This is a genomic window from Aquimarina sp. Aq78 (assembly GCF_900299525.1).
GTDB lineage: Bacteria > Bacteroidota > Bacteroidia > Flavobacteriales > Flavobacteriaceae > Aquimarina.
On record NZ_OMKA01000002.1, the window covers coordinates 80,615 to 106,031 of the forward strand.

The 25,417-nt window shown below is 34.4% G+C and carries 22 protein-coding genes; 19 read left to right on the forward strand and 3 right to left on the reverse strand.

All coding sequences use genetic code 11. The annotated features are described in order from the left end of the window. Positions 1-74: 74 nt before the first annotated feature. From paaC to DG435_RS04865, 15 genes are all read left to right on the forward strand, one after another. Positions 75-830 carry a 1,2-phenylacetyl-CoA epoxidase subunit PaaC gene (gene paaC, locus DG435_RS04795; RefSeq protein WP_106792086.1) on the forward strand — a complete coding sequence of 252 codons (756 nt, stop codon included), beginning with the start codon at positions 75-77 and terminating at the stop codon, positions 828-830. Between the two features lie 93 nt (positions 831-923). Continuing rightward, complete coding sequence (gene paaD, locus DG435_RS04800) at positions 924-1,427, forward strand: 1,2-phenylacetyl-CoA epoxidase subunit PaaD (RefSeq protein ID WP_106792022.1); 504 nt, start codon at positions 924-926, stop codon at positions 1,425-1,427. After that, complete coding sequence (locus DG435_RS04805; protein WP_035093485.1) at positions 1,427-1,795, forward strand: VOC family protein; 369 nt, start codon at positions 1,427-1,429, stop codon at positions 1,793-1,795. The genes paaD and DG435_RS04805 overlap by 1 nt, the downstream gene beginning before the upstream one ends. A 2-nt stretch (positions 1,796-1,797) precedes the next feature. Further along, a complete protein-coding gene (locus tag DG435_RS04810; RefSeq protein ID WP_106792020.1) occupies positions 1,798-2,577 on the forward strand; it encodes an enoyl-CoA hydratase-related protein in 780 nt (259 codons plus the stop codon). 52 nt (positions 2,578-2,629) lie between these two features. Next, positions 2,630-2,995 carry a four helix bundle protein gene (locus DG435_RS04815; protein WP_106792019.1) on the forward strand — a complete coding sequence of 122 codons (366 nt, stop codon included), beginning with the start codon at positions 2,630-2,632 and terminating at the stop codon, positions 2,993-2,995. Between the two features lie 73 nt (positions 2,996-3,068). Next, positions 3,069-4,247: a 3-hydroxyacyl-CoA dehydrogenase NAD-binding domain-containing protein gene (locus DG435_RS04820; RefSeq protein ID WP_106792018.1), complete on the forward strand. Its 1,179-nt coding sequence runs from the start codon at positions 3,069-3,071 to the stop codon at positions 4,245-4,247. A gap of 9 nt (positions 4,248-4,256) precedes the next feature. After that, on the forward strand, positions 4,257-4,667 hold the full coding sequence (locus DG435_RS04825) for a PaaI family thioesterase (RefSeq protein WP_199852655.1): 411 nt from the start codon (positions 4,257-4,259) through the stop codon (positions 4,665-4,667). A gap of 210 nt (positions 4,668-4,877) precedes the next feature. Then, positions 4,878-6,089, forward strand: a complete 1,212-nt coding sequence (gene pcaF, locus DG435_RS04830) for a 3-oxoadipyl-CoA thiolase (RefSeq protein ID WP_106792017.1) — start codon at positions 4,878-4,880, stop codon at positions 6,087-6,089. Positions 6,090-6,092: 3 nt separating this feature from the next. Continuing rightward, on the forward strand, positions 6,093-8,594 hold the full coding sequence (paaZ, locus tag DG435_RS04835; RefSeq protein WP_106792016.1) for a phenylacetic acid degradation bifunctional protein PaaZ: 2,502 nt from the start codon (positions 6,093-6,095) through the stop codon (positions 8,592-8,594). 70 nt (positions 8,595-8,664) lie between these two features. Then, positions 8,665-8,880, forward strand: a complete 216-nt coding sequence (locus DG435_RS04840) for a GIY-YIG nuclease family protein (RefSeq protein ID WP_106792015.1) — start codon at positions 8,665-8,667, stop codon at positions 8,878-8,880. Between the two features lie 136 nt (positions 8,881-9,016). After that, entirely contained in the window at positions 9,017-9,769 is a 753-nt protein-coding gene (locus DG435_RS04845; protein ID WP_106792014.1) for an enoyl-CoA hydratase/isomerase family protein, read from the forward strand. Between the two features lie 106 nt (positions 9,770-9,875). Then, positions 9,876-10,472 (forward strand): transferase hexapeptide repeat family protein, encoded by a 597-nt coding sequence (locus DG435_RS04850; protein ID WP_106792013.1) that lies wholly within the window; start codon positions 9,876-9,878, stop codon positions 10,470-10,472. A 139-nt stretch (positions 10,473-10,611) separates the two neighbouring features. Beyond that, positions 10,612-11,919, forward strand: coding sequence for a dihydrolipoamide acetyltransferase family protein (locus tag DG435_RS04855; RefSeq protein WP_106792012.1), 1,308 nt, complete (start codon positions 10,612-10,614; stop codon positions 11,917-11,919). An 82-nt stretch (positions 11,920-12,001) separates the two neighbouring features. Then, the gene (locus DG435_RS04860) at positions 12,002-13,075 is read left to right on the forward strand and encodes a branched-chain amino acid aminotransferase (RefSeq protein ID WP_106792011.1); all 1,074 of its coding nucleotides are present in this window, start codon (positions 12,002-12,004) and stop codon (positions 13,073-13,075) included. Between the two features lie 165 nt (positions 13,076-13,240). Then, the gene (locus DG435_RS04865; protein WP_106792084.1) at positions 13,241-15,328 is read left to right on the forward strand and encodes a thiamine pyrophosphate-dependent enzyme; all 2,088 of its coding nucleotides are present in this window, start codon (positions 13,241-13,243) and stop codon (positions 15,326-15,328) included. A gap of 61 nt (positions 15,329-15,389) precedes the next feature. Here the strand turns inward: DG435_RS04865 and DG435_RS25435 are convergent, their stop codons facing one another. From DG435_RS25435 to DG435_RS04875, 3 genes are all read right to left on the reverse strand, one after another. Continuing rightward, complete coding sequence (locus tag DG435_RS25435) at positions 15,390-15,554, reverse strand: hypothetical protein (RefSeq protein WP_159025524.1); 165 nt, start codon at positions 15,552-15,554, stop codon at positions 15,390-15,392. Positions 15,555-15,703: 149 nt separating this feature from the next. Further along, complete coding sequence (locus DG435_RS04870; protein WP_106792010.1) at positions 15,704-16,435, reverse strand: glycoside hydrolase family 25 protein; 732 nt, start codon at positions 16,433-16,435, stop codon at positions 15,704-15,706. Between the two features lie 50 nt (positions 16,436-16,485). Then, positions 16,486-17,424, reverse strand: coding sequence for a hypothetical protein (locus tag DG435_RS04875; protein WP_106792009.1), 939 nt, complete (start codon positions 17,422-17,424; stop codon positions 16,486-16,488). Positions 17,425-17,695: 271 nt separating this feature from the next. Between DG435_RS04875 and DG435_RS04880 the strand changes: the two genes are divergently transcribed. The 4 genes from DG435_RS04880 to DG435_RS04895 all read left to right on the forward strand — a co-directional run bounded on the left by DG435_RS04880 (position 17,696) and on the right by DG435_RS04895 (position 25,405). Continuing rightward, a complete protein-coding gene (locus DG435_RS04880) occupies positions 17,696-19,972 on the forward strand; it encodes a glycoside hydrolase family 3 N-terminal domain-containing protein (RefSeq protein WP_234387069.1) in 2,277 nt (758 codons plus the stop codon). Positions 19,973-20,080: 108 nt separating this feature from the next. Then, complete coding sequence (locus DG435_RS04885; RefSeq protein ID WP_106792008.1) at positions 20,081-20,629, forward strand: RNA polymerase sigma factor; 549 nt, start codon at positions 20,081-20,083, stop codon at positions 20,627-20,629. 179 nt (positions 20,630-20,808) lie between these two features. Next, on the forward strand, positions 20,809-21,816 hold the full coding sequence (locus DG435_RS04890) for a FecR family protein (protein WP_106792007.1): 1,008 nt from the start codon (positions 20,809-20,811) through the stop codon (positions 21,814-21,816). Positions 21,817-21,952: 136 nt separating this feature from the next. Continuing rightward, on the forward strand, positions 21,953-25,405 hold the full coding sequence (locus DG435_RS04895) for a TonB-dependent receptor (protein WP_106792006.1): 3,453 nt from the start codon (positions 21,953-21,955) through the stop codon (positions 25,403-25,405). The last annotated feature ends 12 nt before the right edge of the window (positions 25,406-25,417 follow it).

Here is a 25,417-nt window from a genome sequence, read left to right on the forward strand (position 1 = left end):
CCTGTGAATACAGGAGGCTTAACTATTTGAAATCAAAGTTATTTAAATAAGATACCCATTTTATGGGCTGTATTATGAAAAACGAAAATAAAATACAATATATCTACGGTGTAGCAGATAATGCTTTGATCCTCGGTCAACGATTGTCAGAATTGTGTGGTCATGGACCAAATCTGGAAACAGATATTGCAATGACTAATATGGCATTGGATTTATTAGGCCAAACACGAAGCTATTATCAATACGTGGCTCAGCTTTCTGGAGAAGGGAAGACTGAAGATGATATTGCTTTTTTGAGAATAGAAAGACAATACAAAAACGTACTTCTTGTTGAGCAACCAAACAAACACTTTGGATATGTGATTACAAGACAGTTCTTCTATGATGCTTTTCATTTACTATTATTAGAAGAATTGCAAAATAGTGGTGATGAAACATTAGCAGCAATTGCAAAGAAAGGAATTAAAGAAGTGAGTTATCATCAAAGATTTTCTTCTGATTGGATGAAAAGATTAGGAGATGGTACAGAAGAAAGCCATCAAAAAGTTCAGGAAGCTGTTGATGACTTATGGAAGTTTACAGATGAACTATTCCATATGACAGACGATGATAAGATTGCTGTAGAAAATGGAGTTGGAGTTAATACTGAAGCTTTGCGAGAAAAATACAATCAAAGAATTAGTGAGGTATTTGAAGAAGCTACTATTACCATACCAGAAACAAAATGGTTTCAGAAAGGTGGTAAACAAGGTATTCATAGTGAACATATGGGGTATTTACTTTCAGATTTGCAATATATGCAACGTACCTATCCTAACATGAAGTGGTAAAATAATATAGAATACTGAGTTTAGAATATTGAATGATGAAGAGAAATAAAACTTCAACCTTTGGTGTTAAATATTCGATATTTAATATTTATTATGACAATAGAATTAGAGAAACATATCGATCCAACACTGATTCCAATTTTGGAAAAAGTTCATGATCCCGAAATTCCGGTATTGTCTATTATGGATATGGGAGTCGTTCGCTCTGCTCAAATGATAGAAACTATTGCTCAGGTTACAATTACTCCAACGTATAGCGGTTGCCCCGCGATGGATGTGATAGGAGACGATATTATTACTGCTTTTGCAAAAGAAAATATAGAAGCCAAAGTTACTTTGGTTTTATCACCAGCATGGACTACCGATTGGATTACTCCAAATGGTAGAGAAGCGCTAGAAAAATATGGGATTGCTGCACCTTTAAACGAGAAAGCTGATAAAGAAGCATTACTTGGAGGTAAAAAAATAGTAAAGTGTACCCAATGTGGCTCAACAAATACAAAAATGATAAGTCAATTTGGTTCAACAGCGTGTAAAGCACTGTTTCAATGTAATGATTGCTTAGAACCTTTTGATTATTTCAAATGTCTCAAATAATGATGCTCGGATTAAGAACAACAATATATAAAGTTAGTGATCTGGATAAAGCCAAGAAGTGGTATTCAGAAGCATTTAATACAAAGCCTTATTTTGATGAACCTTTTTACGTGGGATTCAATATAGGGGGATATGAGCTTGGATTACTCCCGGAAGAAACCTCTTCAGAAGCAAAATCAGATGGTGTGCTTTCATATTGGGGTGTAGAAAAGATTGATGCAACATATCAAAGATTACTTGATTTAGGAGCTACAGAACATGAGAAACCAACAAATGTAGGAGGAGAAATAGTAGTGGCGTCAGTAAAATGCCCATGGAATAATAGTATCGGAATAATTTATAATCCACATTTCAAAATAGAGAACTAAATATGCCTTCAATCCAATTGCACATTGATAATGGAATAGCGAAAATAACGTTAAACCGTCCAGAAACTTTTAATAGTTTCAATAGAGAAATGGCCTTGTTGTTACAGAAAACATTAGATGAGTGTAATACTAATGATGAAGTAAGAGCTATTATGCTTACTGGTAACGGAAAAGCATTTTGTGCTGGCCAGGATCTTAAAGAAGTGACTTCTCCCGAGTTGAATCCAGGTTTTAGAAAAATATTAGAAGAACATTACAATCCAATAATTCGCAGGATAAGAACTATCGAAAAACCTATTGTGGCAGCCGTAAACGGAGTCGCTGCAGGAGCAGGAGCTAATATTGCATTGGCATGTGACATCGTTATAGTTTCAGAAGCTGCAAGTTTTATCCAGGCATTTAGTAAAATCGGATTAATTCCGGATAGCGCAGGAACCTTTTTTCTACCTAGATTGATTGGCTTCCAAAAAGCTTCTGCCTTAATGATGTTAGGTGATAAAGTGAGTGCAAAAGAAGCAGAGCAATTAGGAATGGTTTATAAAATGGTTGAAGTCGAAGCTTTTGAAGAAGAGGCTGTTAAATTAACTTCAAAACTAGCACTAATGCCTACCAAAGCATTGGGGTTGACCAAAAGATTACTAAATCAGTCTTTGGTAAATACGCTTGAAGAGCAATTAACAATGGAGTCAGATCTACAGATAGAATCTGCTGAAAGCGAAGATTATGCAGAAGGGGTAAATTCGTTCATTGAAAAAAGAAAACCAATATTTAAAGGTAAATAAGTAGAAATATCCAATAACGAATAAAAGAATATCGAATACTAAAGTTTTAAGTGTGAAAAACTATAAATACGATTTAGAAGAAAGATTGATTAAATTTTCAATTGATGTTATTCTAGTTTTTGGAAAATCAGAAGATAATTTTGCTTCTCAACATTTATCTAAACAATTAATACGTTCTTCAACTTCTGCTGCATTAAATTATGGAGAAGCTCAAAGTGCTGAGTCACCGAGGGATTTCCTTCATAAAATGAAAATATGTTTAAAAGAGTTAAGAGAATCACTTGTGAACTTGAAAATTCAAAAAGGAACGAATCAAGTTATAGATATTGATAAGTTAGAATTAATTATAAAAGAAAATAATGAACTCATAGCGATTTTTGTATCCAGTATTCGAACATCGCAAAATAAAAATAAGTAATGAATGCTAATCGGCTTACTGAAAATAAATATTTCAGTATTTGATATTTAACATTCGATATTCGAAATTAATTATGATTGTTGGAGTAATAGGATCAGGAACAATGGGAAGTGGTATCGCTCAGGTAGCAGCTACTTCTGGTTGTAAAGTAAAAGTATTTGACACGAAACAGGAAGCGTTAGATAGAAGTAAACAAGCTTTAGAAAAAATTCTTTCCCGCTTAATTGAAAAAGGAAGGATTGATCAAGTAGAGAAAACACGTATTCAAGGTAATATTTCTTATGTTGATGCTTTAAAAGACCTTAAAGATGCAGATCTCACAATCGAAGCTATTTTAGAGAACCTGGATATTAAAAAGAAAGTGTTTTCAGAATTAGAAACATACGTTTCTGAAAATACAATTATCGCATCCAATACCTCTTCTTTATCTATAGCATCCATAGCATCTTCATTACAAAAACCAGAGCGATGTATAGGTATTCATTTTTTTAATCCAGCTCCGTTAATGAAATTGGTTGAGGTAATTCCTGCAGTACAAACGTCAACTCAGGTTACTGATAAAGTAGTGAGTATCATCAAAGATTGGAAGAAAATAGTAGCCTTAGCTAAGGATACTCCTGGATTTATTGTGAATCGTGTAGCACGGCCTTTTTATGGAGAATCTTTACGTATTTATGAAGAAGGCTTGGCAGATGTAGCTACTATAGATTGGAGTTTAAAAACTTTGGGAGGGTTTAGAATGGGGCCTTTTGAGTTAATGGATTTTATAGGAAACGATATCAATTATACGGTTACAGAAACTGTGTTTGAAGCATTTTACTATGATCCCCGATACAAACCTTCTTTTACACAAAAGAGATTATCTGAAGCAGGATATCTGGGAAGAAAATCAGGTAAAGGGTATTATGAATATGGTGAAAATGCAATAAAGCAAAGCCCTAAAGAAGATAAAGTACTGGCGCAATATATCTTTGATAGAGTATTGGTGATGTTGATCAATGAAGCAGCAGATGCACTGTTCTGGAATATTGCCTCGGCAGAAGATATCGATATTGCAATGACCAAAGGAGTAAATTATCCAAAAGGATTGTTAACCTGGGCAGATGAAAAAGGAATAGATTGGTGTGTCAATATGTTAGACAATCTTTATAACGAATATCACGAAGATCGATATCGATGTAGCCCGATATTAAGAAAAATGGTGAGAGAGAATCGAACTTTTTTTAATAAAAAACTAGTTGCAGATAATTAATCTACCCGTATGATAAAATCAGAAAGAATTCCTCATAAGATGTTATCTCAAGATGCTTTTAGCCAATGGTTAGGTATCGAAATTATCGAAGTCGAAAAAGGAAGATGTAAAGTAGGGATGACGATTAGGAAAGAAATGTTGAATAGCATGAATAAAGCTCACGGAGGAATATCTTATAGCTTGGCAGATACAGCTTTTGGTTTTTCGGCAAATACTCATGGTAAATATGCAGTATCTATAGAAACCTCGATCAATCATATCGAAGCTTTGGAAGAGGGAGATTATTTAACAGCAGAAGCTACAGTTGATATTACTAAGACCAAAGTAGGTTTTAATATTGTAGAAGTTAAAAGAGAAAATGATATCGTTGCACTTTTTAAAGGAGTAGTATACAGAACCAGTAAAGACTGGGAAGAATAAATATTAAGAGTAAAACCGTTTACTGTATAAGTGAACAGTTTTGTTATTCCGACCCTTTGACTTAGTACAGAATAAACTATAGGTTGGAATCTCTAATTGAAGCAAAATAGAATTTAAAATATAAAACCGTAAAATGATAAATGTAGAAGTGATCCGGATACATCAGATTACACTTTAGAATTTATGATTTAACATTTAAAATTTAAACTTTTGAAAGAAGCATATATAATAGACGGAATCCGTACTCCTATAGGAAGTTATAAAGGAACATTATCGGCAGTGAGAACTGATGATTTAGGAGCTTTGGTAATAGAAAAGTTAGTAGAAAATAATCCAAATATTCCAAAAGGAGCCTATGATGATGTCATTTTGGGATGTGCTAATCAAGCCGGTGAAGATAATCGTAATGTAGCCAGAATGGCAGCATTATTAGCGGGGTTACCTTTTACTGTTCCGGGAGAAACGGTAAATCGTTTATGTAGTTCGGGACTGTCTGCAATAATCCATGCAAATAGAGCAATAAAAGCAGGAGATGGTGATCTGTTTATTTCGGGAGGAGTAGAGAATATGACACGTGGCCCATATGTAATTGCAAAACCATCATCAGCCTATGGTAATGATTCTAAAATGTATGATTCTAGTTTTGGATGGCGATTTGTAAACCAAAAAATGCATGAGCTATATGGTACAGATGGTATGGGAAATACTGCAGAGAATCTGGTAGAGAAATATAATATCTCAAGAGAAGATCAGGATACTTTTGCGTATTGGAGTCAGATGAAAGCGACCAATGCTCAGAAATCTGGGAGACTAGCTAAAGAAATTACTACAGTCGAAATTCCACAACGTAAAAAAGACCCAATCCTGTTTTCTGATGACGAGTTTGTAAAACCAACAACTACCAAAGAGGTGTTAGCAAAATTACGCCCGGCTTTTAAAAAAGAAGGAAGTGTAACTGCAGGAAACTCTTCAGGGCTAAACGATGGAGCAGCAGCTACTATTATAGCATCAGAAGATGCAGTAAAAAAATATAACTTAAAACCACTGGCCAGAATAGTAAGTTCTGCAGTAGTGGGAGTAGAACCCAGAATTATGGGAATTGGTCCTGTTCAGGCATCTAATAAAGCGTTAGAGAAAGCGGGAATTACGATGGATGATATTGATGTTATAGAACTTAATGAAGCTTTTGCTTCACAAGCATTGGCATGTATACGAGAATGGGGATTAGCAGATGACGATTCTAGAATAAACCCTAACGGAGGGTCTATTGCAATAGGACACCCATTAGGAGTGACTGGTGCTAGGATTGCATACTCTGCAGCTTTAGAATTACAACAACAAAATAAACGATATGCTCTAATTACAATGTGCGTGGGAGTAGGTCAAGGGTATGCTTGTGTAATTGAAAATACAAATATCTGATTTATGAAAAAACTAGAAAGCTACATAAACGGAAAATGGACTTCGGGTTCTGGAGATGGAATCGTAATGCACGATGCCGTAACAGGTGAAGTTATCGGTATGTCTTCAACAGAAGGATTAGATATCCCCGAGGTATTACAATACGGAAGAACCAAAGGAGGAGAAATTCTTCGAAAAATGACTTTTCAACAACGTGGTAATATGCTTAAAAAACTAGCATTATATCTCACCAAACGTAAAGAAGAGTTTTATGAACTAAGCTACCGTACGGGAGCAACCCGAGTGGATAGTTGGATCGATATCGAAGGAGGTTTTGGTAATCTTTTTGCCAATGCATCATTACGAAAACTATTTCCTAATCAACCTTATCATGTAGAAGGAGATCCTATAGATTTGTCTAAAGGCGGACGATTTATGGCACATCATATTTTGGTGCCTAAACGAGGAGTTGCAGTACATATCAACGCTTTTAATTTCCCTATTTGGGGAATGTTAGAGAAGTGTGCAGTTAATTGGATGGCAGGAGTTCCTGCAGTAGTACTACCAGGACCACAAACCGCATATTTAACTGAAGCAGTAGTGCGAGTAATTATAGATTCAGGAATATTGCCAGTAGGAGCATTGCAACTCCTTAGTGGAATGACAAAAACTATTCTGGACACCGTAGAATCTCAGGATGTAGTAACTTTTACAGGTTCTGCACATACAGGAAGAATGCTGAAAGCGCATCCAAGATTAGTAGAAGAATCTGTTCCTTTTACTATGGAAGCAGATTCATTAAATGCTTCGGTGTTAGGAAAAGATGCTGTACCAGGTACACCAGAGTTTGACTTGTTTGTCAAAGAAGTTAGAAAAGAAATGACTGTGAAATGCGGTCAGAAATGTACCGCCATACGTAGGATTATAGTACCTTCTGATCTTATCGAAGATGTGCAGATTGCTTTAGGGCAACAATTAGATAAGGTTACTGTTGGAGATCCAAGGTTAAAAGAAGTACGAATGGGTGCTTTGGCAAGCCAGCAACAAGTAGAAAGTTTTAAGAATAATATCTCCGAAATAGCCAAAACTGCTCAGATGGTATATGGTGATTTAGATAAACTTGAAACAGTTGGAGCTGATGCTCAAAAAGGAGCATTCGTGAGTCCGATTTTGATGAGAGAAGATCACCCATTCAAAAATACAAATGCTCACACTATTGAAGCGTTCGGCCCGGTAGCAACCATTATGCCTTATGATACCCTTGAAGATGCTATTACATTATCTCAAATGGGTAAAGGATCATTGGTATCTTCTATTTTTACATACGATGATAAAATAGCCAAAAAATATATAGTAGAAGCAGCTTCTCATCATGGTCGTATCCTAGTTGGTAATCGAGAAAATGCAAAACAGAGCACTGGTCATGGTTCGCCGTTACCGTTGCTTACGCATGGAGGCCCGGGACGTGCCGGTGGTGGTGAAGAAATGGGAGGAATGCGAGGAATCAAGCATTTTATGCAACGCTGTGCCATCCAGGGAACACCAACCACACTTACAGAAGTAACAGGTATATATCAGGCTAATTCTGCATATAAAGAATCAGAGAATCATCCGTTCTCGTATCATTGGGAGGATATTGAGCCGGGGATGTCACTAAAAACTCATAAACGTACAGTAACTGATACAGATATCATTGGTTTTGCAAATCTTACCTGGGATCACTTCTATGCGCATACAGATATAACATCCTTAGACGGAAGTATTTTTGAAAAACGTACCGCCCACGGATATTTTATCCTTGCAGCAGCAGCAGGTTTGTTTGTATATCCTAATAAAGGTCCGGTAGCAGCGAATTATGGATTAGAAGAATGTAGATTTTTAAGACCGATCTATCATAATGACACGGTATATGTTAGACTAACCTGTAAAGAAAAAGTAGATCGTGATGTTGCAAGTGCAGAGCACCCTAGCGGAATTGTAAAATGGTTTGTAGAGGTTTTTGATGCTGAAGACGAGTTAGTAGCTATTGCTACCATTTTAACGATGGTGCAGAAAAAACAAACCTCTCTTGTAGAAATGACTGAAGCAAAAATTAAAGAATGCTTATATAAGCTAACCACAGATGCTAAACCAAAATGGGGAATCATGACACCCCAACATATGGTTGAACATCTGGAGTATACATACAAAATTGCTTCTGGAGAAATTCAGGATTTTGAGATTGCAACGCCAGAGAAGATTCTGGATAAAGTACATAATAGTTTATATAATTATGAAGCTTTTCCTAAAAACACAGACTTTCCATTACTTAAAAAAGGAGAGTTAGAAGATCTAAGACATCCTGATCTTGAAACAGCTGTAACAAAGTTGAACGAAGAAAGAGAAGTGTATAAAACATATTTTAAGGAAAATCCAGATGCAATACTAAAAAATATTGTTTTCGGAGAGTTGAACAAATATGAATGGTATTTGTTAGAAAGAAAACATTTAAACCATCATTTTGATCAATTTAATCTATTAGGTTAAATTGATCAAAATTCCCGTGAAGACGGGAATCTAAATTATGAAGGGATGAGAATCTTATAATTAAATGTAAATGATAATTTGGAGTGTATATATCATAACAAATAAACCTAACGGAGTTCTCTATATAGGAGTGACTAAAGATTTGAAAAGAAGAATACGCCAACACAGAAATAAAATACATCCGAGAACATTTTCAGCAAGATATAATCTGGAGAAGTTGGTGTATTATGAAAATTATAAGACAAAAGAAGAAGCGTACACCCGGGAAAAGCAAATGAAAAAATAGAAGCGGGAATGGAAAATAAAATTGATTGAAAAAGATAATATAAGTTGGATTGACTTGACTGAAAATTTGACCGAGTATTTTAAAAATAATGTAGAATTAAAATAATAAGATTCCCGCCTACGCGGGAACGCAGATAATGACACAACCATACGTAAACATAAACATAGAAAACCAGGTAGGAACCATTGAGTTTTTTCATCCTGCTCATAACTCTTTGCCAGGAGATATTTTGGCTAAGCTTGCTCAAACAATTACTGATGCTGGTAATAATGATGACATCAAGGTAATTGTATTAAAAAGTGGAAGAGACAGAACGTTTTGTGCCGGAGCCAGTTTTAAAGAATTGATCAATATTAATGATGCCGAAACCGGAAAAGTATTTTTCTCTGGCTTTGCCAACGTGATCAATGCTATGCGAAAATGTCCAAAATTTATTATTGGGCGAGTACAAGGAAAAACTGTTGGTGGTGGAGTTGGATTAGCTTCTGCAACCGACTATTGTATGGCGACAAAATATGCTTCCATAAAATTAAGTGAACTTAATGTAGGTATAGGACCATTTGTAGTAGGACCTGCAGTAGAACGTAAAATAGGGTTATCTGCAATGACACAAATAGCGATTGATGCCAATTCATTTTATGATGCAGAGTGGGCTAGAGATAAAGGATTATTTACCAAAGTTTTTGAAGATGTAGAAACATTAGATGCTGAAGTAAAAGCTTTTGCAGAACATTTATGTACATACAATCCAGAGGCAATGAAGGATATGAAACAAGCATTTTGGAAAGGAACAGAGGATTGGGATACACTTTTGGCAGATAGAGCGGTAATTAGCGGAAGATTGGTACTAAGTGACTTTACAAAAGAAACATTGAAACGATTTAAATAGAACACAGAATATTAAATAGAAGAACACCGAATATTGAAGTTTGATTTAATTAGATAATAGTTTGATTTCCAGGTTCGATATTTAACATTCAATATCAGATATTTTCATGATTTACAGCTTTAAAGGATATATACCCGTAGTACACGAAAGTAGTTTTGTGCATCCATTAGCAGCAGTAACTGGTAATGTGATTATTGGTAAAAACTGTTACATCGGACCAGGAGCCGCGATACGTGGAGATTGGGGAGAGATTATCCTTGAAGATGGAGTTAATGTGCAAGAAAATTGTACTGTACATATGTTTCCGGGTAAATCTATTGTGCTCAAAGAAAGTGCACATGTAGGACACGGAGCAGTGATTCATGGAGCAAATTTGGGCCGTAATTGCTTAATAGGGATGAATACTGTGATTATGGATGATGCAGAAATTGGAGATGAATGTATAGTGGGGGCAATGTCTTTTGTGAAAGCAAATACTGCTTTTCCAAAACGAAGTTTGATTGTTGGTAATCCAGCGAAGGTAATTAAAGAAGTGAGTGATGAAATGATATACTGGAAAACAAAAGGAACAAAGTTGTATCAACAATTACCTGCAGATTGTTATGAGTCACTTAAAGAAGTAGAACCTTTAAGAGAGGTTCCGAAAGATAGAACTAAACAAGAAGCATTTTATAAAACGCTGGAAGAGTTTAAGCGAAAATAGATAATTACGAATGTCACACCAAGCTTGTTGAAATGTAATCAATGAGGATATAAAAAAGTCTTCAACAAGTTGAATGTAACATAAACGAATAAAATTAATATATTACAAATAATAAACTAACAAACATTAGTTAACCAAGATGTCGACAGTAGAATTAAAAATGCCCAAAATGGGTGAAAGTATATCAGAGGCTACCATTCTTAACTGGTTAAAGAATGTAGGTGATACAGTAGAAGAGGATGAGACGATTTTAGAAGTAGCTACAGATAAGGTAGATTCTGAGGTTCCTTCTCCTTGTAATGGAGTGATTACAGAAATACGTTACCAACCTAATGAGGTAGTAGAAATAGGACAGGTAATTGCCGTAATTGATGCAGATGCAAAATCTGTAACACTGAGCCAAAAACCTGAAAAGTCAAAAACGACTGAAAAATCACAAAAAACTCAGAAACCATTGGCTAATTCTGAATCAAGAAAAGCAAATAATTCTGAGTTCAAAACTCTAAACACAGGAGAAAACGATGGTTTCTTATCTCCTTTGATCATTAGTATTGCTCAAAAAGAAAATATAACTGTAGAAGAACTACAGAGTATTGCAGGTACAGGAGTAGATGGTCGTATACGTAAGAGTGATGTGATGCATTACCTAAAAAATAGAAAATATCCTTTACCAAGCAGACCACAACCACAAGCGCCAAAATCAACTTACAATGCACCTCCAATCTCGTTTGTAGAAGGAAAAGATCGTATTGTAGAAATGGATCGTATGCGAAAAATGATCGCAGATCATATGGTGTATTCTAAACATACCTCACCTCACGTAACCAGTTATATTGAAGTTGATGTAACTAACATTGTGAATTGGAGAAATGAAGTAAAGGTAAAGTTTAAGGAAAAACATGGAGAGAAATTAACATTCACTCCAATTTTTGTAGAAGCCGTTGCTAAGGCAATTCAGGAATACCCGATGATTAATGTTTCTGTGGATGACAAGAAGATTGTGGTACATAACGATATTAATGTTGGTATGGCAACTGCACTGCCTAATGGTAATTTAATCGTTCCGGTAGTTAAAAATGCTGATGAGAAAAACTTACTTGGATTAGCCAAACGTGTAAACCACCTGGCTAATAGTGCAAGAAATAATGCCTTAAAACCAGACGAAATACAGGGAAGTACTTTTACTATTTCTAATGTAGGAACCTTTGGAAGTTTAATGGGAACACCAATTATTAATCAACCCGAAGTTGCTATTCTTGCTTTAGGGATTATTAAGAAAAGACCCGAAGTAATTACTACAGAAAAAGGAGATGAAATTGCAATTAGAAGTATGATGTATTTATCCTTGTCTTTTGATCATAGAGTAGTAGATGGGTTTTTAGGAGGATCATTTTTACGTAAAGTAGGTGATGAATTGGAAGCTTTTGATATAAATAGAGAAATATAATAATAAATGCACAAGGGATAGAAGCTGGCTACCATGTAGCGCGAATAGCCCGACCCACTGGGATGTGCCCAAAACAATAATAATGGAGCAAAAAATCAAAATTACAACAACCTCAGATTCAAAATTAAAGGATATTGATTTTGATAATATTCCTTTGGGAAAAGCCTTTACCGATCATATGTTTATCTGTGATTATGAAGATGGAGCTTGGCAAAACCCACGAATCGAACCATTAGCATTAATTCCTACACATCCTGCAGCAATGGCTTTGCATTATGGGCAAGCAATTTTTGAAGGAATGAAAGCAACAGTAGGTAATGATAATACTCCGTTGTTATTTAGACCAGAAGAAAATGCAAAACGATTTAATCATAGTGCAGCCAGAATGGGAATGCCTTCTGTACCCGAAGAACTTTTTGTAGAGGCAGTAAAACAAATTGTAGGAATAGAGCATGGATGGATACCACCACAAGAAGGAAGCGCATTGTATTTACGCCCATTTATGTATGCAGATGAACCTTTTATCGGGATGCGAGCAGCATCAAGTTATAAGTTTATTGTAATCTGTTCTCCTGCAGGTCCGTTCTTTACTAAAAAAATCAGATTATATGCTGAAACCGAATATATAAGAGCGGCAGATGGAGGAACAGGGGAAGCAAAAGCTGCAGGAAATTATGCAGCGGCGATTCTACCAACCGAAAAAGCCAAAGCCAAAGGATATGACCAAGTATTGTGGCTGGATGCCAATGAACATAAATATATCCAGGAAGTAGGAACGATGAATATCTTTTTTAAAGTAGATGGTAAGTTTATTACGCCGAAAACCAATGGATCTATTTTAAAAGGAATTACACGGGATAGTGTGATCACTTTACTTAAAGATAAAGGTTTTGAAGTAGAAGAACGCCCGATTACGATCGATGAGGTTATTACATATTCGAAAGAAGGAAAATTAGAAGAAGCTTTTGGAACAGGAACAGCAGTTGCTATTGCTATGGTAGAAGCTATTGGATATAATGAAGAATTGATCACATTACCCAATACAAACCCTGTAAGCCAGGATATGAAGGATACTTTGGATGAGATTAAAGTTCAGAAAAGAGAAGATAAACATGGTTGGATTATACCCGTACCTGTTAGAGAGAAAGTAAGATAAAAGTTTTGTCATATTGAGCCCTTCAATAAATCTGGGACAATGCCTATAGGAATGGCTTTACTCATGAGGTTTAAAAAAGATTTTGACCGGCACAACCTGACCTGAGATTGATAAATGAAGAATTCGGAATTACAATTATTAGTAATTCAAAAATCAAAAAAAGAAATGTTAGCAGAAAAGACCATAGCAAAAGAAGCATTACAAAAAGCGTTCATGACACTTTGTAAGGCTAAGTCGATGACCGAGTTGTATGAAGAAAATTTCAAAACTGTTTCTAAATATGTACATGCAACCTCAAGAGGGCATGAAGCAATCCAAATAGCTACGGCAATGCAATTATTGCCTCAGGATTATGCGTTTCCGTATTATCGTGATGATGCCATGTTATTAGGAATCGGAATGCGACCTTATGATTTGATGTTACAATTGTTGGCTAAAAAGGATGATCCATTTTCTGGAGGTAGAACGTATTATTCACACCCTAGTTTACGTGATGAGGATAAGCCAAAAATCCCACATCAATCATCGGCAACAGGAATGCAGGCTATACCTGCAACGGGAGTAGCATTAGGGATGCAATACAAAGAATTAGTAGGGATAGATCATATTTCTGGAAACGATTCCGGCAAGAGTGAGATAACAAAGCTACCTCTGGTAGTTTGCTCTTTAGGAGATGCTTCGGTAACAGAAGGGGAGATTGCAGAAGCTTTTCAGATGGCTGCTTTAAAGCAATTACCTATTTTGTATCTGGTACAGGATAATGGATGGGATATTTCGGCTAATGCAGAAGAAACACGTGCGCAAAGTGCTTTTGAATATGCGGCAGGATTTAATGGATTAGAAGCTATTTCTATCGATGGAGCTAATTTTACCGAAAGTTATCTAGCGATACAAGAGGTAATCAAAACAATTAGAGAAGAAAGAAGACCGATTCTGGTACATGCTAGGGTACCGTTATTAAATCATCATACTTCGGGAGTACGAATGGAATGGTATCGTGATGATCTAGAAGAGGCTCGCTCTCGTGATCCATATCCGGTATTAAGAAACCAATTACTTTCATCTGGTTTTACAGAAGATGAAGTGTTGACTATCGAAGCAGAAGCAAAAGCAGTAGTAGCCAAAGATTTGGAAGAAGCAATGAAGGCTGAAGATCCAAAACCAGAAGACCTTTTTACTCATGATTTTGCACCCACACCAATTACAGAAGAGAAAGGAGAACGATCTCCTGCAGATAAAGAAGAAGTGGTGATGGTAGATTGTGCTCTGTTCGCTGTAGAAGAATTAATGAGAGAGCACAAAGAGTGTTTACTATATGGCCAGGATGTAGGAGGAAGATTAGGAGGTGTATTTAGAGAAGCGGCTACGCTGGCGCAAAAATTTGGAGATGAGCGTGTGTTTAATACTCCTATCCAGGAAGCTTTTATTGTAGGTTCTACTGTGGGAATGTCTGCAGTTGGATTAAAACCCATTGTAGAAGTACAGTTTGCAGATTATATCTGGCCGGGATTAAACCAATTATTTACAGAGGTGAGTAGGTCATGTTATTTGTCTAATGGAAAATGGCCGGTATCGATGATTCTTCGGGTTCCGATTGGAGCATATGGTAGTGGAGGACCTTATCACTCCTCTTCTGTTGAATCTGTAGTTACCAATATCCGTGGAATCAAGATTGCGTATCCAAGTAATGGGGCAGATTTAAAAGGACTAATGAAAGCTGCGTATTACGATCCAAATCCTGTAGTTATTTTGGAACACAAAGGACTGTATTGGTCAAAGGTAAAAGGAACTGATGCCGCCAGAACTATAGAGCCATCAGAAGATTATATTTTACCTTTTGGGAAAGCTAATGTTGTACAGCGTATATGGCCACAAGACGAAAAAGAAACTATGACTATCGTAACCTATGGTATGGGAGTGCATTGGGCACTTAATGCTACAAAAGATATGAAAGATGTAGTCGAGGTGATTGATTTGCGCACATTGTACCCTCTAGACGAAGAAACCATTATGGAGTCGGTAAAGAAAACAAAGAAATGCCTTGTAGTAACCGAAGAGCCAACCAATAATTCTTTTGCAAGAGCATTATCGGGTAAAATCCAGGAAGAATGTTTTAGATATCTGGATGCTCCTGTGATGACTATTGGATCAGAAAATATGCCAGCTATTCCTTTAAACAGTACACTTGAGCAAACAATGATCCCTTCTACAGAAAAGGTAAAAGAGAAGATAGACGAATTATTAAGCTATTAAGCAATTTGATAGTACTATAAATAACCCTGGTAACTTTTATTTAAAGTCACCAGGGTATGTTTTATCCCCACATACAGAATCTACCGTTGCATTCTCCAATGCCGCAAAAACCATTTCGACAACATAGATCTCCCATTTGGTAACAATTTGGTCCTGATCCACTAATAGATTTTTGAAGCTCTTTACTTAGTTTTTTTACCCCATTTACATTTAGAATACTTTTCATTTTTGAAGGTTTTAAGAGTTTATATTCAATGAATTAATGATGGTATAAGATATAAATAATAAGTGTTTTTTGCTTGAAGGGATATGATAAGATTGTGTAAAGTTATTGCTGCATCGATATCACTTAAATCACTTTCGTGATGAGATGCATTATTTTTTTAACAGTTTCCTAAACGCTTCAGCATTTCCATGAAATAGATCATAATCTACGTCACCTTTGATTCCCTTTAAGTCTTTAAGATCTGTACGTTGCCAGATAATCCAGCCTTCATTTTTCCAGGTTTTAGGAATTTTTGGAGTTTTCTTGGTATACTCGGCAATCCATAATTTATATTTAGCAAAATCGGGATGATCAAGGTATTTAATTCCAAAATAAAAATTAGAATATATAATTGGGGCCACTCCCCATTCTTTTTCTACGATTTGTAACCAGAGTAAAGTGTTTTTTTGGTACTCTTTTTTGGTCACAGGGGCTTGAATCCCTAATTCTTCCAAATCTAAAACAGGAGGTAAATCTCCCGGTTCTAATTTACCAACTGCTGCTATAAAATTTTGAGCTTGCTTTGTGGGATCGTAGCCGGTTTCATAAAAATGATAAGCACCTCTGTAGATACATTTACTTTTTGCAGCTGCTCTGTTTGTTTTAAATTTTGGATCTTTAAAATCATCACCTTCAGAGGCTTTTATATAAACAAAATTAACACCGTCTTTCTTAATGTCATCCCATTTGATGTCACCTTGAAAATGAGAAACATCCATTCCTAAAATAGAAGGGTCTGTTTCGAGTCTTTGATTTTCTGAATTGCACAAATTGTTTTTGTCTGTTGTACAAGAAAATAGTACTAACGATAGTGCGAAAAGTTGAATGGTAATTTTTTTCATGGGTTCTATTGGTTAAGTCTTAAGAGTATTTGATTGTATAAAGTTTTAGATTACTGTGAATTATTGGTAAAATCTTTGCCAAGTTTTTTTAAATTTTCCTCTTGGGCTTCTTTGATTGTACTTAATCCAGAAAAATGAAAGAACTTTTTGAGTAAGAAACTCATGATATAAAAATATAATAGCGGCAAAATAAGAAAAAGAACAATGAGGTTACTAATCATATTTATAATAAGTTTCATCAATTCTTTTTTACCTTCTTTTAAAATTTCAAAAGCTTCAGAAAACCCTTCTCCTACATCCACACTAACATCTTCAACTTTATCAACAACTGCATCTTCAACTTTTTTAAAGAGACCTATTTTTTTATGACCTTTTTCTTTAGCTTTCTCTAATTGTCTTTCTTTTCGAGCTTCTTGTTTTGATTTAATGTGTTTTCTCTTTGCTTCATATTTATTTTTGATAGATGAAAGGTGCTCATGTAATGAAGAACCAAGATCCAGTTCCATAGTGTCAGACACATAGTGTATTCCATTAACGTATAAAGAAAGTCCCGGGTTGATAAGTAATGCTATAATAAGTAATTTCAAAGCTACTTTTTTATATTTTTCAAAGAATATACCTATAAGAAAAAGCACAGGAAGTAATTTAAACAGTAATGATTTACCCATATTTACCAATATGGTTTGAACTGCGATTACAATATTAGCAAAGGTTAAATAATTGATTGCTCGTGTAAAAATATCAGAAAGCTCTATTGCCAGTCCCCCCACTAAGAGGATACCCGAATGGTCAATACCTGTAGTTATACTTTTTAATTCCATGGCAACGCCAAGGCCTAGCATCATATCCCCATTTACATCAGATAAAAAATCAATAGCTGGGGCCACTAATAGGTTACTAAATCCCAAGATGATAATAACCAAAGAAATAATGATAACCCAGATTTTATCATTCTTAATAAGATTGGATAGTGTTTGGTTGATATCCATAGTAATATTGAAGTTGGTTCGTTTTGTGTAGTTTAAAGGTAGAGAATTTTTGAAGTAAAAAGTATAGGTATTTATACGCAATTATTGAAGAAATATATGAAGTGTATTGAGAAAAATCATACACATTAAAACCATATGACTTTTTATTATTTTGATATGATTTAAGCGATGTTTTTGATGATTTAATAAAAAACTTCAAGAATAGTGTCTATGTTTCTTGAAGTAAGTACTCTTTTATAAATGTTTACGAATCAATAATATATCACCAAATATGAGAATTAGTACAATTATTACTATGCTAGTAAGTATGGCGTTGTTATCATCTTGCTCATTTAAAAAACAAGAGGATGTTCCTTCTGACCCAATTGATGCCAAAGTATCTAAACTATTATCTAGTATGACTTTGGAAGAAAAAATTGGTCAAATGACTCAAATTACAATCACTGCACTGGAAAAAGAAGGAGAACCAGGAATACTAGATAAGAATAAATTAAAAGAAGCGATTCATAAATATAAGATAGGTTCAATACTTAATACGCCAAATCCAGGAGCTCCAAAACCAAAAAGATGGAATGCGATTTTAAATGAAATTTTGGCTGAAACTAATCAAACCGATAAGAAAATTCCGATCATTTATGGAATAGATGCTATTCATGGAGCAAGTTATACAGATGGGGCTGTTTTATTTCCTCAACAAATTGGTATGGCTGCAACATGGGATTCTGAATTGGTAGAAAAATGTACCGCAATTGCAGCTTATGAGACGAGAGCATCTTCAATACCCTGGGTCTTTTCTCCTGATCTGGATTTACCGCGACATCCTGCCTGGTCAAGACTTTGGGAATCTTTTGGAGAGGATACTTATTTGTCTTCACAGATGGCTGCAGCTATGGTAAAAGGTTTTCAGGGAAATGATGTTGGTGCTTCTGATAAAGTAGCGACCTGTCTTAAACATTATATTGGATATGGTAGTACAGCTACAGGAAAAGATAGAACCCCAAGCATTATTCCTGAGAGAGTACTTAGGCAATATGATTTGCCAATATACAAGAAAAGTATAAGCGCCGGAGCCAAAAGTGTTATGGTTAGTTCTGGAGAGATTAATGGTATTCCTGTTCATGCTAGTAAAAAAATGATAACAGAGATTCTAAAAGACGAATTAGATTTTAAAGGTTTTGTGGTAACAGATTGGCAAGATATAATTTACTTACATACTCGCCATAAGGTAGCTTCTACTATGCGTGAAGCAGTTAAAAAATCAGTTATGGCAGGAATTGATATGAGTATGGTGCCAGATAATTACTCATTTTTCGAAGAGTTATTTTCTTTAGTAAGTGATGGCGAAGTACCTATGTCTAGAATTGATGATGCTGTAAGTAGAATTTTAAGAGTCAAGTTTGAACTAGATTTATTTAGAACACCTGTTACAGACCCTGAAGATTATCCGAATTTTGGTTCTCCTTCTTCGATTGCAATGTCATATATCGCCGCATCTGAGTCTATTACTTTACTAAAAAACACAGATAAAATACTTCCGATTTCTAAAGAAAGTAAGGTGTTAATAACCGGTCCAACTGCTAATAGTATGAAATACCTTAATGGTGGATGGTCATATACTTGGCAAGGAGAAAAAAGTGATGAATATGCAAATGATAAGCTTACGATTTTAGAAGCATTTAAAAATAAAATAGGAGAGCAAAATGTAATATATACACCTGGGGTATCTATTTTTGAGGAGGTCGATATTGCCAAATCTGTTTCACTTGCTAATAATGTAGATTATATTGTTTTGTGTTTGGGGGAGCATAATTATACAGAAACTCCTGGAGATATTAATGATTTGATAATCACCGAACCTCAAATCAAATTGGCTCAGGCATTAGCTAAGCTAAATAAACCGATTATACTAATTCTTAATGAAGGAAGACCAAGAATCATAAGTCAGTTTGAAAACGATATGAATGCCGTTTTACAATGTTATCTTCCAGGAAATGAAGGTGCACGTGCTTTGGTAGATATTGTTTATGGCGATATAAACCCTAGTGGAAAATTACCTTATAATTATCCCAGATATGCAAATTCTCTACAAAAATATAATAGAAAATATACTGAAAGTTTAGGAGATGAAGAACAAAATGATGATGCAAATTATCAAAGGAGTTATAATCCACAGTATGAGTTTGGTTATGGATTATCATATACAACCTTCAGTTATAAAAACTTGAATCTAGATAAGATATTTATCAATAAAGAAGATGCTGTTCAAATAACTGTTGATGTTCAAAATACAGGAATAAGAACAGGGAAAGAAGTAGTACAGCTTTACCTTAAAGATATATTTGCCAGTATTACACCAGAGGTAAAAAGCCTAAAAAGATTTAAAAAAATAGAACTTCAACCCGGAGAAATGAGAACAGTTTCATTTACAATTGGAATTGATGATTTAAAGTTTGTTAATGAAAATAATGAATGGATTGCAGAAAGTGGAGAATTCGAAGTTATGATTGGATCACTTTCTAAAAAAATTGCATTAGAAAAAGAGTTATAGGTATTTTTGGCTATATTTATTTTTTCATTTTAATGTTGAATTAATTATCAAAACGTTAAAAATATATCCTATTCTTTTGAGAATTCATAAATGCTTAAACTATTTTAAATGCAATCCGTTAAAACTAAAGATACTATATTGTGGACAAAAGTTAAATTAGGGGATTTAGATGCTTTTAATCAACTATATGATAAGTATATAGATGCACTTTATGAATTTGGTATTCAACATACCAAGGATACAGATTATGTTAAAGATTGTATCCATGATCTATTTTTGGATATATATAAATACCGTAAAAAACTTTCTGATGTAGATAATGTGAAATATTATCTTTTTAAATCTTTGAAAAGAAAGATCAATAGAAAATTTAAATCAAAACTTACTCTGTTTTCAACAGAAGAGAAAAAAAATGAAATTAGATCAGAATACAAATCAATAGAAGAAACGATTATTCAGTCAGAAAGTTCTTTAGAAATAGAAGCTAAGCTTTCTGTTGCTTTAACATCTCTTTCTAGCAGGCAGCGAAAAGGATTATCCTTAAAATTTGATGAAAAAAAATCTTACGAAGAAATTGCTGCGATCATGGGAATTTCCATAGAATCAGTACGTACACTTATCTACAGGGCGGTGAAAAAACTGCGAAATGAGATATAGGTTAAATAAAAATTAAAAAAACAATATTTTTTTGTCTATGTTTTTTGAGTTTGATGCTTTTATAGTATGGTAAGGTGCTGAATTTGTTATTTCATCTCCAAATTTTACCAAATACTATAGTATAATAATGTGTTAAGTAAAAAACACAAAATAGTAATTGATATAAAAATCTTCCCAAAATGTTAACTGAAGAAGAAAAAAGACTTTTAAAAAATAAAATAAATACGTCTGTTACAGAATATCGTAATAAAAGAAAAAATAGACAGCTAAGATATTATATAGGCGCTGCTGCAGCAATTGCAATTATATTCTTTTCTGTTAAGCATGCGAATACCTATCAAAATTCTTCAGCAATAAAAAATTATGTTGATGCTACAGATATTAGTATCGATAAAGATGGAGATGTGAAATTGGTTTTAAATGATAAAGACGAGGTAAAAATAACAGAGAAAGCATCAAGTATCACATATTCTAGCTCTGGAGGAGAAGTGAATATTAATAATTCTAAAAAAGTAGAACAACCAGTAAAGAATACTTTTAATACGATTATTGTTCCTTATGGAAAGAGAACTAAAATTACACTTTCTGAAGGCACAAAAGTATGGCTTAATTCGGGATCGAAACTTACGTATCCAGTTGTGTTTAATGGAGATAAAAGAGAAGTTCATCTCGTAGGAGAAGCTATTTTTGATGTAAAACATAACAAAAAACAACCATTTTATGTGGTTACAGATGATTATGATATTAAAGTTTTGGGTACTGTATTTAATGTAAGTAGCTATAGTGATGATTATCATACTAGTACAGCGCTAGAAAGAGGTAGTGTAGAGATAAAATATAAAGGGAATTCTATTTTTGGAAAATCAAGTATAAAAATAACTCCGGGAACACTTGCAGTATATAATAATAAAACTAAAAAGATAAGTAGAAACAGGGTTGATGTTACCAAATATATGTCATGGCGAGATGGTAAATTTATATTCAAAAAGCAAAGAATGGATATGATAGTCAAAAAGCTTTCCAGATATTATAATGTTACGATTTCAATAGAGAGTGAAGAACTTAAAAAACAAACTTTCTCTGGTCATTTGGATTTAAAAGATAGTGTAGAAAAGGTGATGGAAGTCCTCAAACAATCAACAGATTTGAGATACAAAATAGAAAACGGAAAATTTGTAATTAACTAAAAACATCAACTATATATGATATGAAATAACAAAGAGACTGTAATTTATTACAAAAAAAGTCAGAAAATGCTGTAACATTTCCTGACCTAACCAAATATTGCGATATCGCAATACTTAATGCATAAAAAACAAAATTATGAATAAAAAAGTTAACGGCGTTTCTTTTTTGTCTGAAAAGAAGAAACTCAATTTTTTATTAACCCTTATGAGAGTTTTTATTTTATTCCTGTGTTTTGGCTTAACGAGTGTGTATGCACATAACTCTTATTCACAAACTAAGCTGGATATTAACTTAAAAAACGGTACTCTTGAAGAACTGTTTGATCAAATTCATTCTCAAAGCGAGTTTATATTTTTTTATAAGGATGATATTGTAAAAACCAATACAAAAATCACACTACGTCTTAAACAATCTACTGTAAAAGAGATACTAAATAGGGTACTTCAAAAAACAGACCTCACTTATAAAATAATTGATCGGCAAATCGTAATATCTAAACGAAAAAAAGAGTTGGATACGAAAACGATTTCAGATTCAAAAGAATCCCAACAAGCAATATTAACAGGTAAAGTGATTACCGGTGACGGGACACCGTTACCAGGGGCAAGTGTCCTGATAAAAGGAACAGACAGAGGAACACAAACCGATTTTGATGGTAATTATACATTAGAAATTTCTAATGGGGAATCTCTAGTGTTTTCTTATGTTGGATTCATAACTAAAGAGGTAGTATTCTCTGGCCAATCTGCGATAGATATTACATTGATTGAAGATGCAAGTGAATTGAGTGAAGTAATTGTAACTGGATATACAAAGCAAAGTACTAGAAATATTACAGGTTCGGTTACTATTGTTCAGTCTGATGCGATAGCAGCGACAACTCCTTCTAGTATAGAGCAGTCGTTACAAGGCCAGGCCTCTGGTGTAACGGTAGGTGTCGAAGGTGGTCCTGGAGGAAATGCAGCAGTACGTATCAGAGGATATGGTACTATTAATGGTAATGATCCATTATATGTAATTGATGGTGTGCAAACAGGACAGGGGTTAAATGATCTCAATCCAGATGATATTGCTTCTATTCAAATACTTAAAGATGCAGCTGCAGCTTCAATTTATGGGATTGGTGCAGCAAATGGAGTTATTATAATCACTACCAAAAATGGAAACAGAAATAATAAGGTTTCATTTACATACAATGGAGTTACTGGAGTAGATTTTATTCCTAGATCTGTTTTTCCTGATATGGCAACACCACAACAATTGGCAGATGCATATTGGCAAGCAGCAATAAACGATGGAAATCCTAATCCATCACACCCTCAATATGGTTCTGGAGCAAGTCCGGTATTACCAGATTATATATTACCTCAGGGTGTGTCGGGTAATGTTGATGAAAGTACATATAGCTTTCCTAATAATAGAATTACTAGAGCAAATAAAGGTGGTACAGACTGGTTTGATGAATTTTTTGATTCTGCTTTAGTACAACAACACAATATAGGAATCAATGGAGGTAATGAAAATTCTAAATTTTATGTTGGTGTAGGTTTATTGGATCAGAAAGGTGTAGGTAGAGAAACATCTTTTGATCGTTATAATCTTAGGGTAAATTCTGAATTTAATATTACCGATAGATTTCGTATTGGAGAAACATTAAATACTTCTTTTTCAGAAAAGGTGGGTATTACGGATCCGTTGAACGATAATGATAATCAAAATAACGAAAGCCAACTTGCTGCTTTATATAGAATGCATCCGCTTATTCCGGTTAGGGATATTAGAGGTAATTATGCAGGAACTGCTGGTGCTGCAGGTGTAGGTATTGGATATAACGCGCTTGCGGTAGCCGATAGAAATAAAGATAATGTTACAGAGACTTTACGAGCTCTAGGTTCTATATATGCAGAATTTGATATTACTAAGGACTTATTGATAAAAACTACGTATACTGCTGATATTGGTAGTTCTAAGTTTTCATATTTTCAACCTGTAGATTATGAGAATGCTACTGCAAGAGCAGTAAATCAACTAAGAGAAACATCGACAGATGTGATCAATACAAACTGGTATAGTATTCTTCAATTTGCAAAGAATATAAATGATGTTCATAGTATAGATGTTTTTGCAGGAACAGAATTTAAGAAAAACCGATTTGAATCTTTTTATGCGCAAATTTCAAACTTTTTATTTACCACACCTGATGCTACTTTTTTAAGTGCTGGTACAGGTACACCAATAGTGGGAAGTGGTCAATCAAAAACTTCGAGTTTTTCAATATTCGGAAAAGCAGATTATGCTTTTAATGACAAGTATCTATTAAGTGCAACCGTAAGGCGTGATCAATCTTCTAAGTTCGAAGGAGGTAATCAAGTCGGTACTTTTCCTGCCGTAAGTGTTGGTTGGAGAATTTCGGGAGAGAACTTTTTGATTGACTCCTCAGTGGTAAGTAATTTACTCCTTAAGTTAAGTTGGGGAGAGCTTGGTAATGATAATATACCTGCGTTCAGAGGAGTTACTGCATTTGGTCCAAGCCTTAATTTCAATAACTATAATGGACAAACAGGCTACTTCTTAACCAATATTGGAGATCCAAATTTATCATGGGAAACTACCACTACTACTAATATAGGTCTTGATGCCGATTTTTTTAATAACAAACTTGGGATTAATTTGGATGTATACGAATCCGTTACAAAAGATATGTTGTTGGCTACTCCTGTAGACCCAACGATATACGGAAATACAATAAACTCTATTTATCGAAACTTAGGACAGATGACTAATAAAGGTTTTGATTTAGGGATTACATATTCAAGTAATTCTGATAATGCTTTTAATTATTCTATTGGAGTTAATGTTTCACATTACAATAATAATGTAGACTTTTTAGATAGAGAAAACCCAGCGCCAATTGCTAATCCTGTTTTAGGTTCTCAAACTGGTTTTGAAACTACAAATACTGCAGAAGGGCATCCAATATCTTCCTTTGTTGGTTTAACATGGGAAGGGATTGACCAAAATACTGGGAGAGCAATTCTTACGGGAGATCCACGAGATATTATAGGGGACCCTCATCCAGATTTTACATATGGAGTAAGTTTTAATGCTGATTATAAAAATTTTGATTTCACAATGCTTTTTCAAGGATCACAAGGGAATGAAATCTACAACTTAACAAAGTTTTGGACTGATTTTTCCAATTTTGAAGGTGGTAAAAGTATAGATTATGTAACAAACTCTTGGTCACCATCAAACCCTAATGGAGTATTACCTGCTTTAACATTAAATGCTAATGAAGCAACAGGTTCTTCTTACTATATCGAAGATGGGTCTTACTTAAGACTTAAAAATGTCTCACTTGGTTATTCATTAGATGATAAGATTACTTCTAAGTTAAAAGTTGAAAAAATTAGAATCTTTATACAAGGTAAAAACTTATTGACATTTACAGATTACAGCGGCCTGGATCCCGAAATTAATCTATCGAACTATACCAATCAACAACAAGCAAACCTTGAAATAGGTGTTGATAGAGGGGCGTATCCGGTTTCTAGATCCTTGAATTTAGGCTTAAATGTTACATTCTAAAAGAGAAGAAAG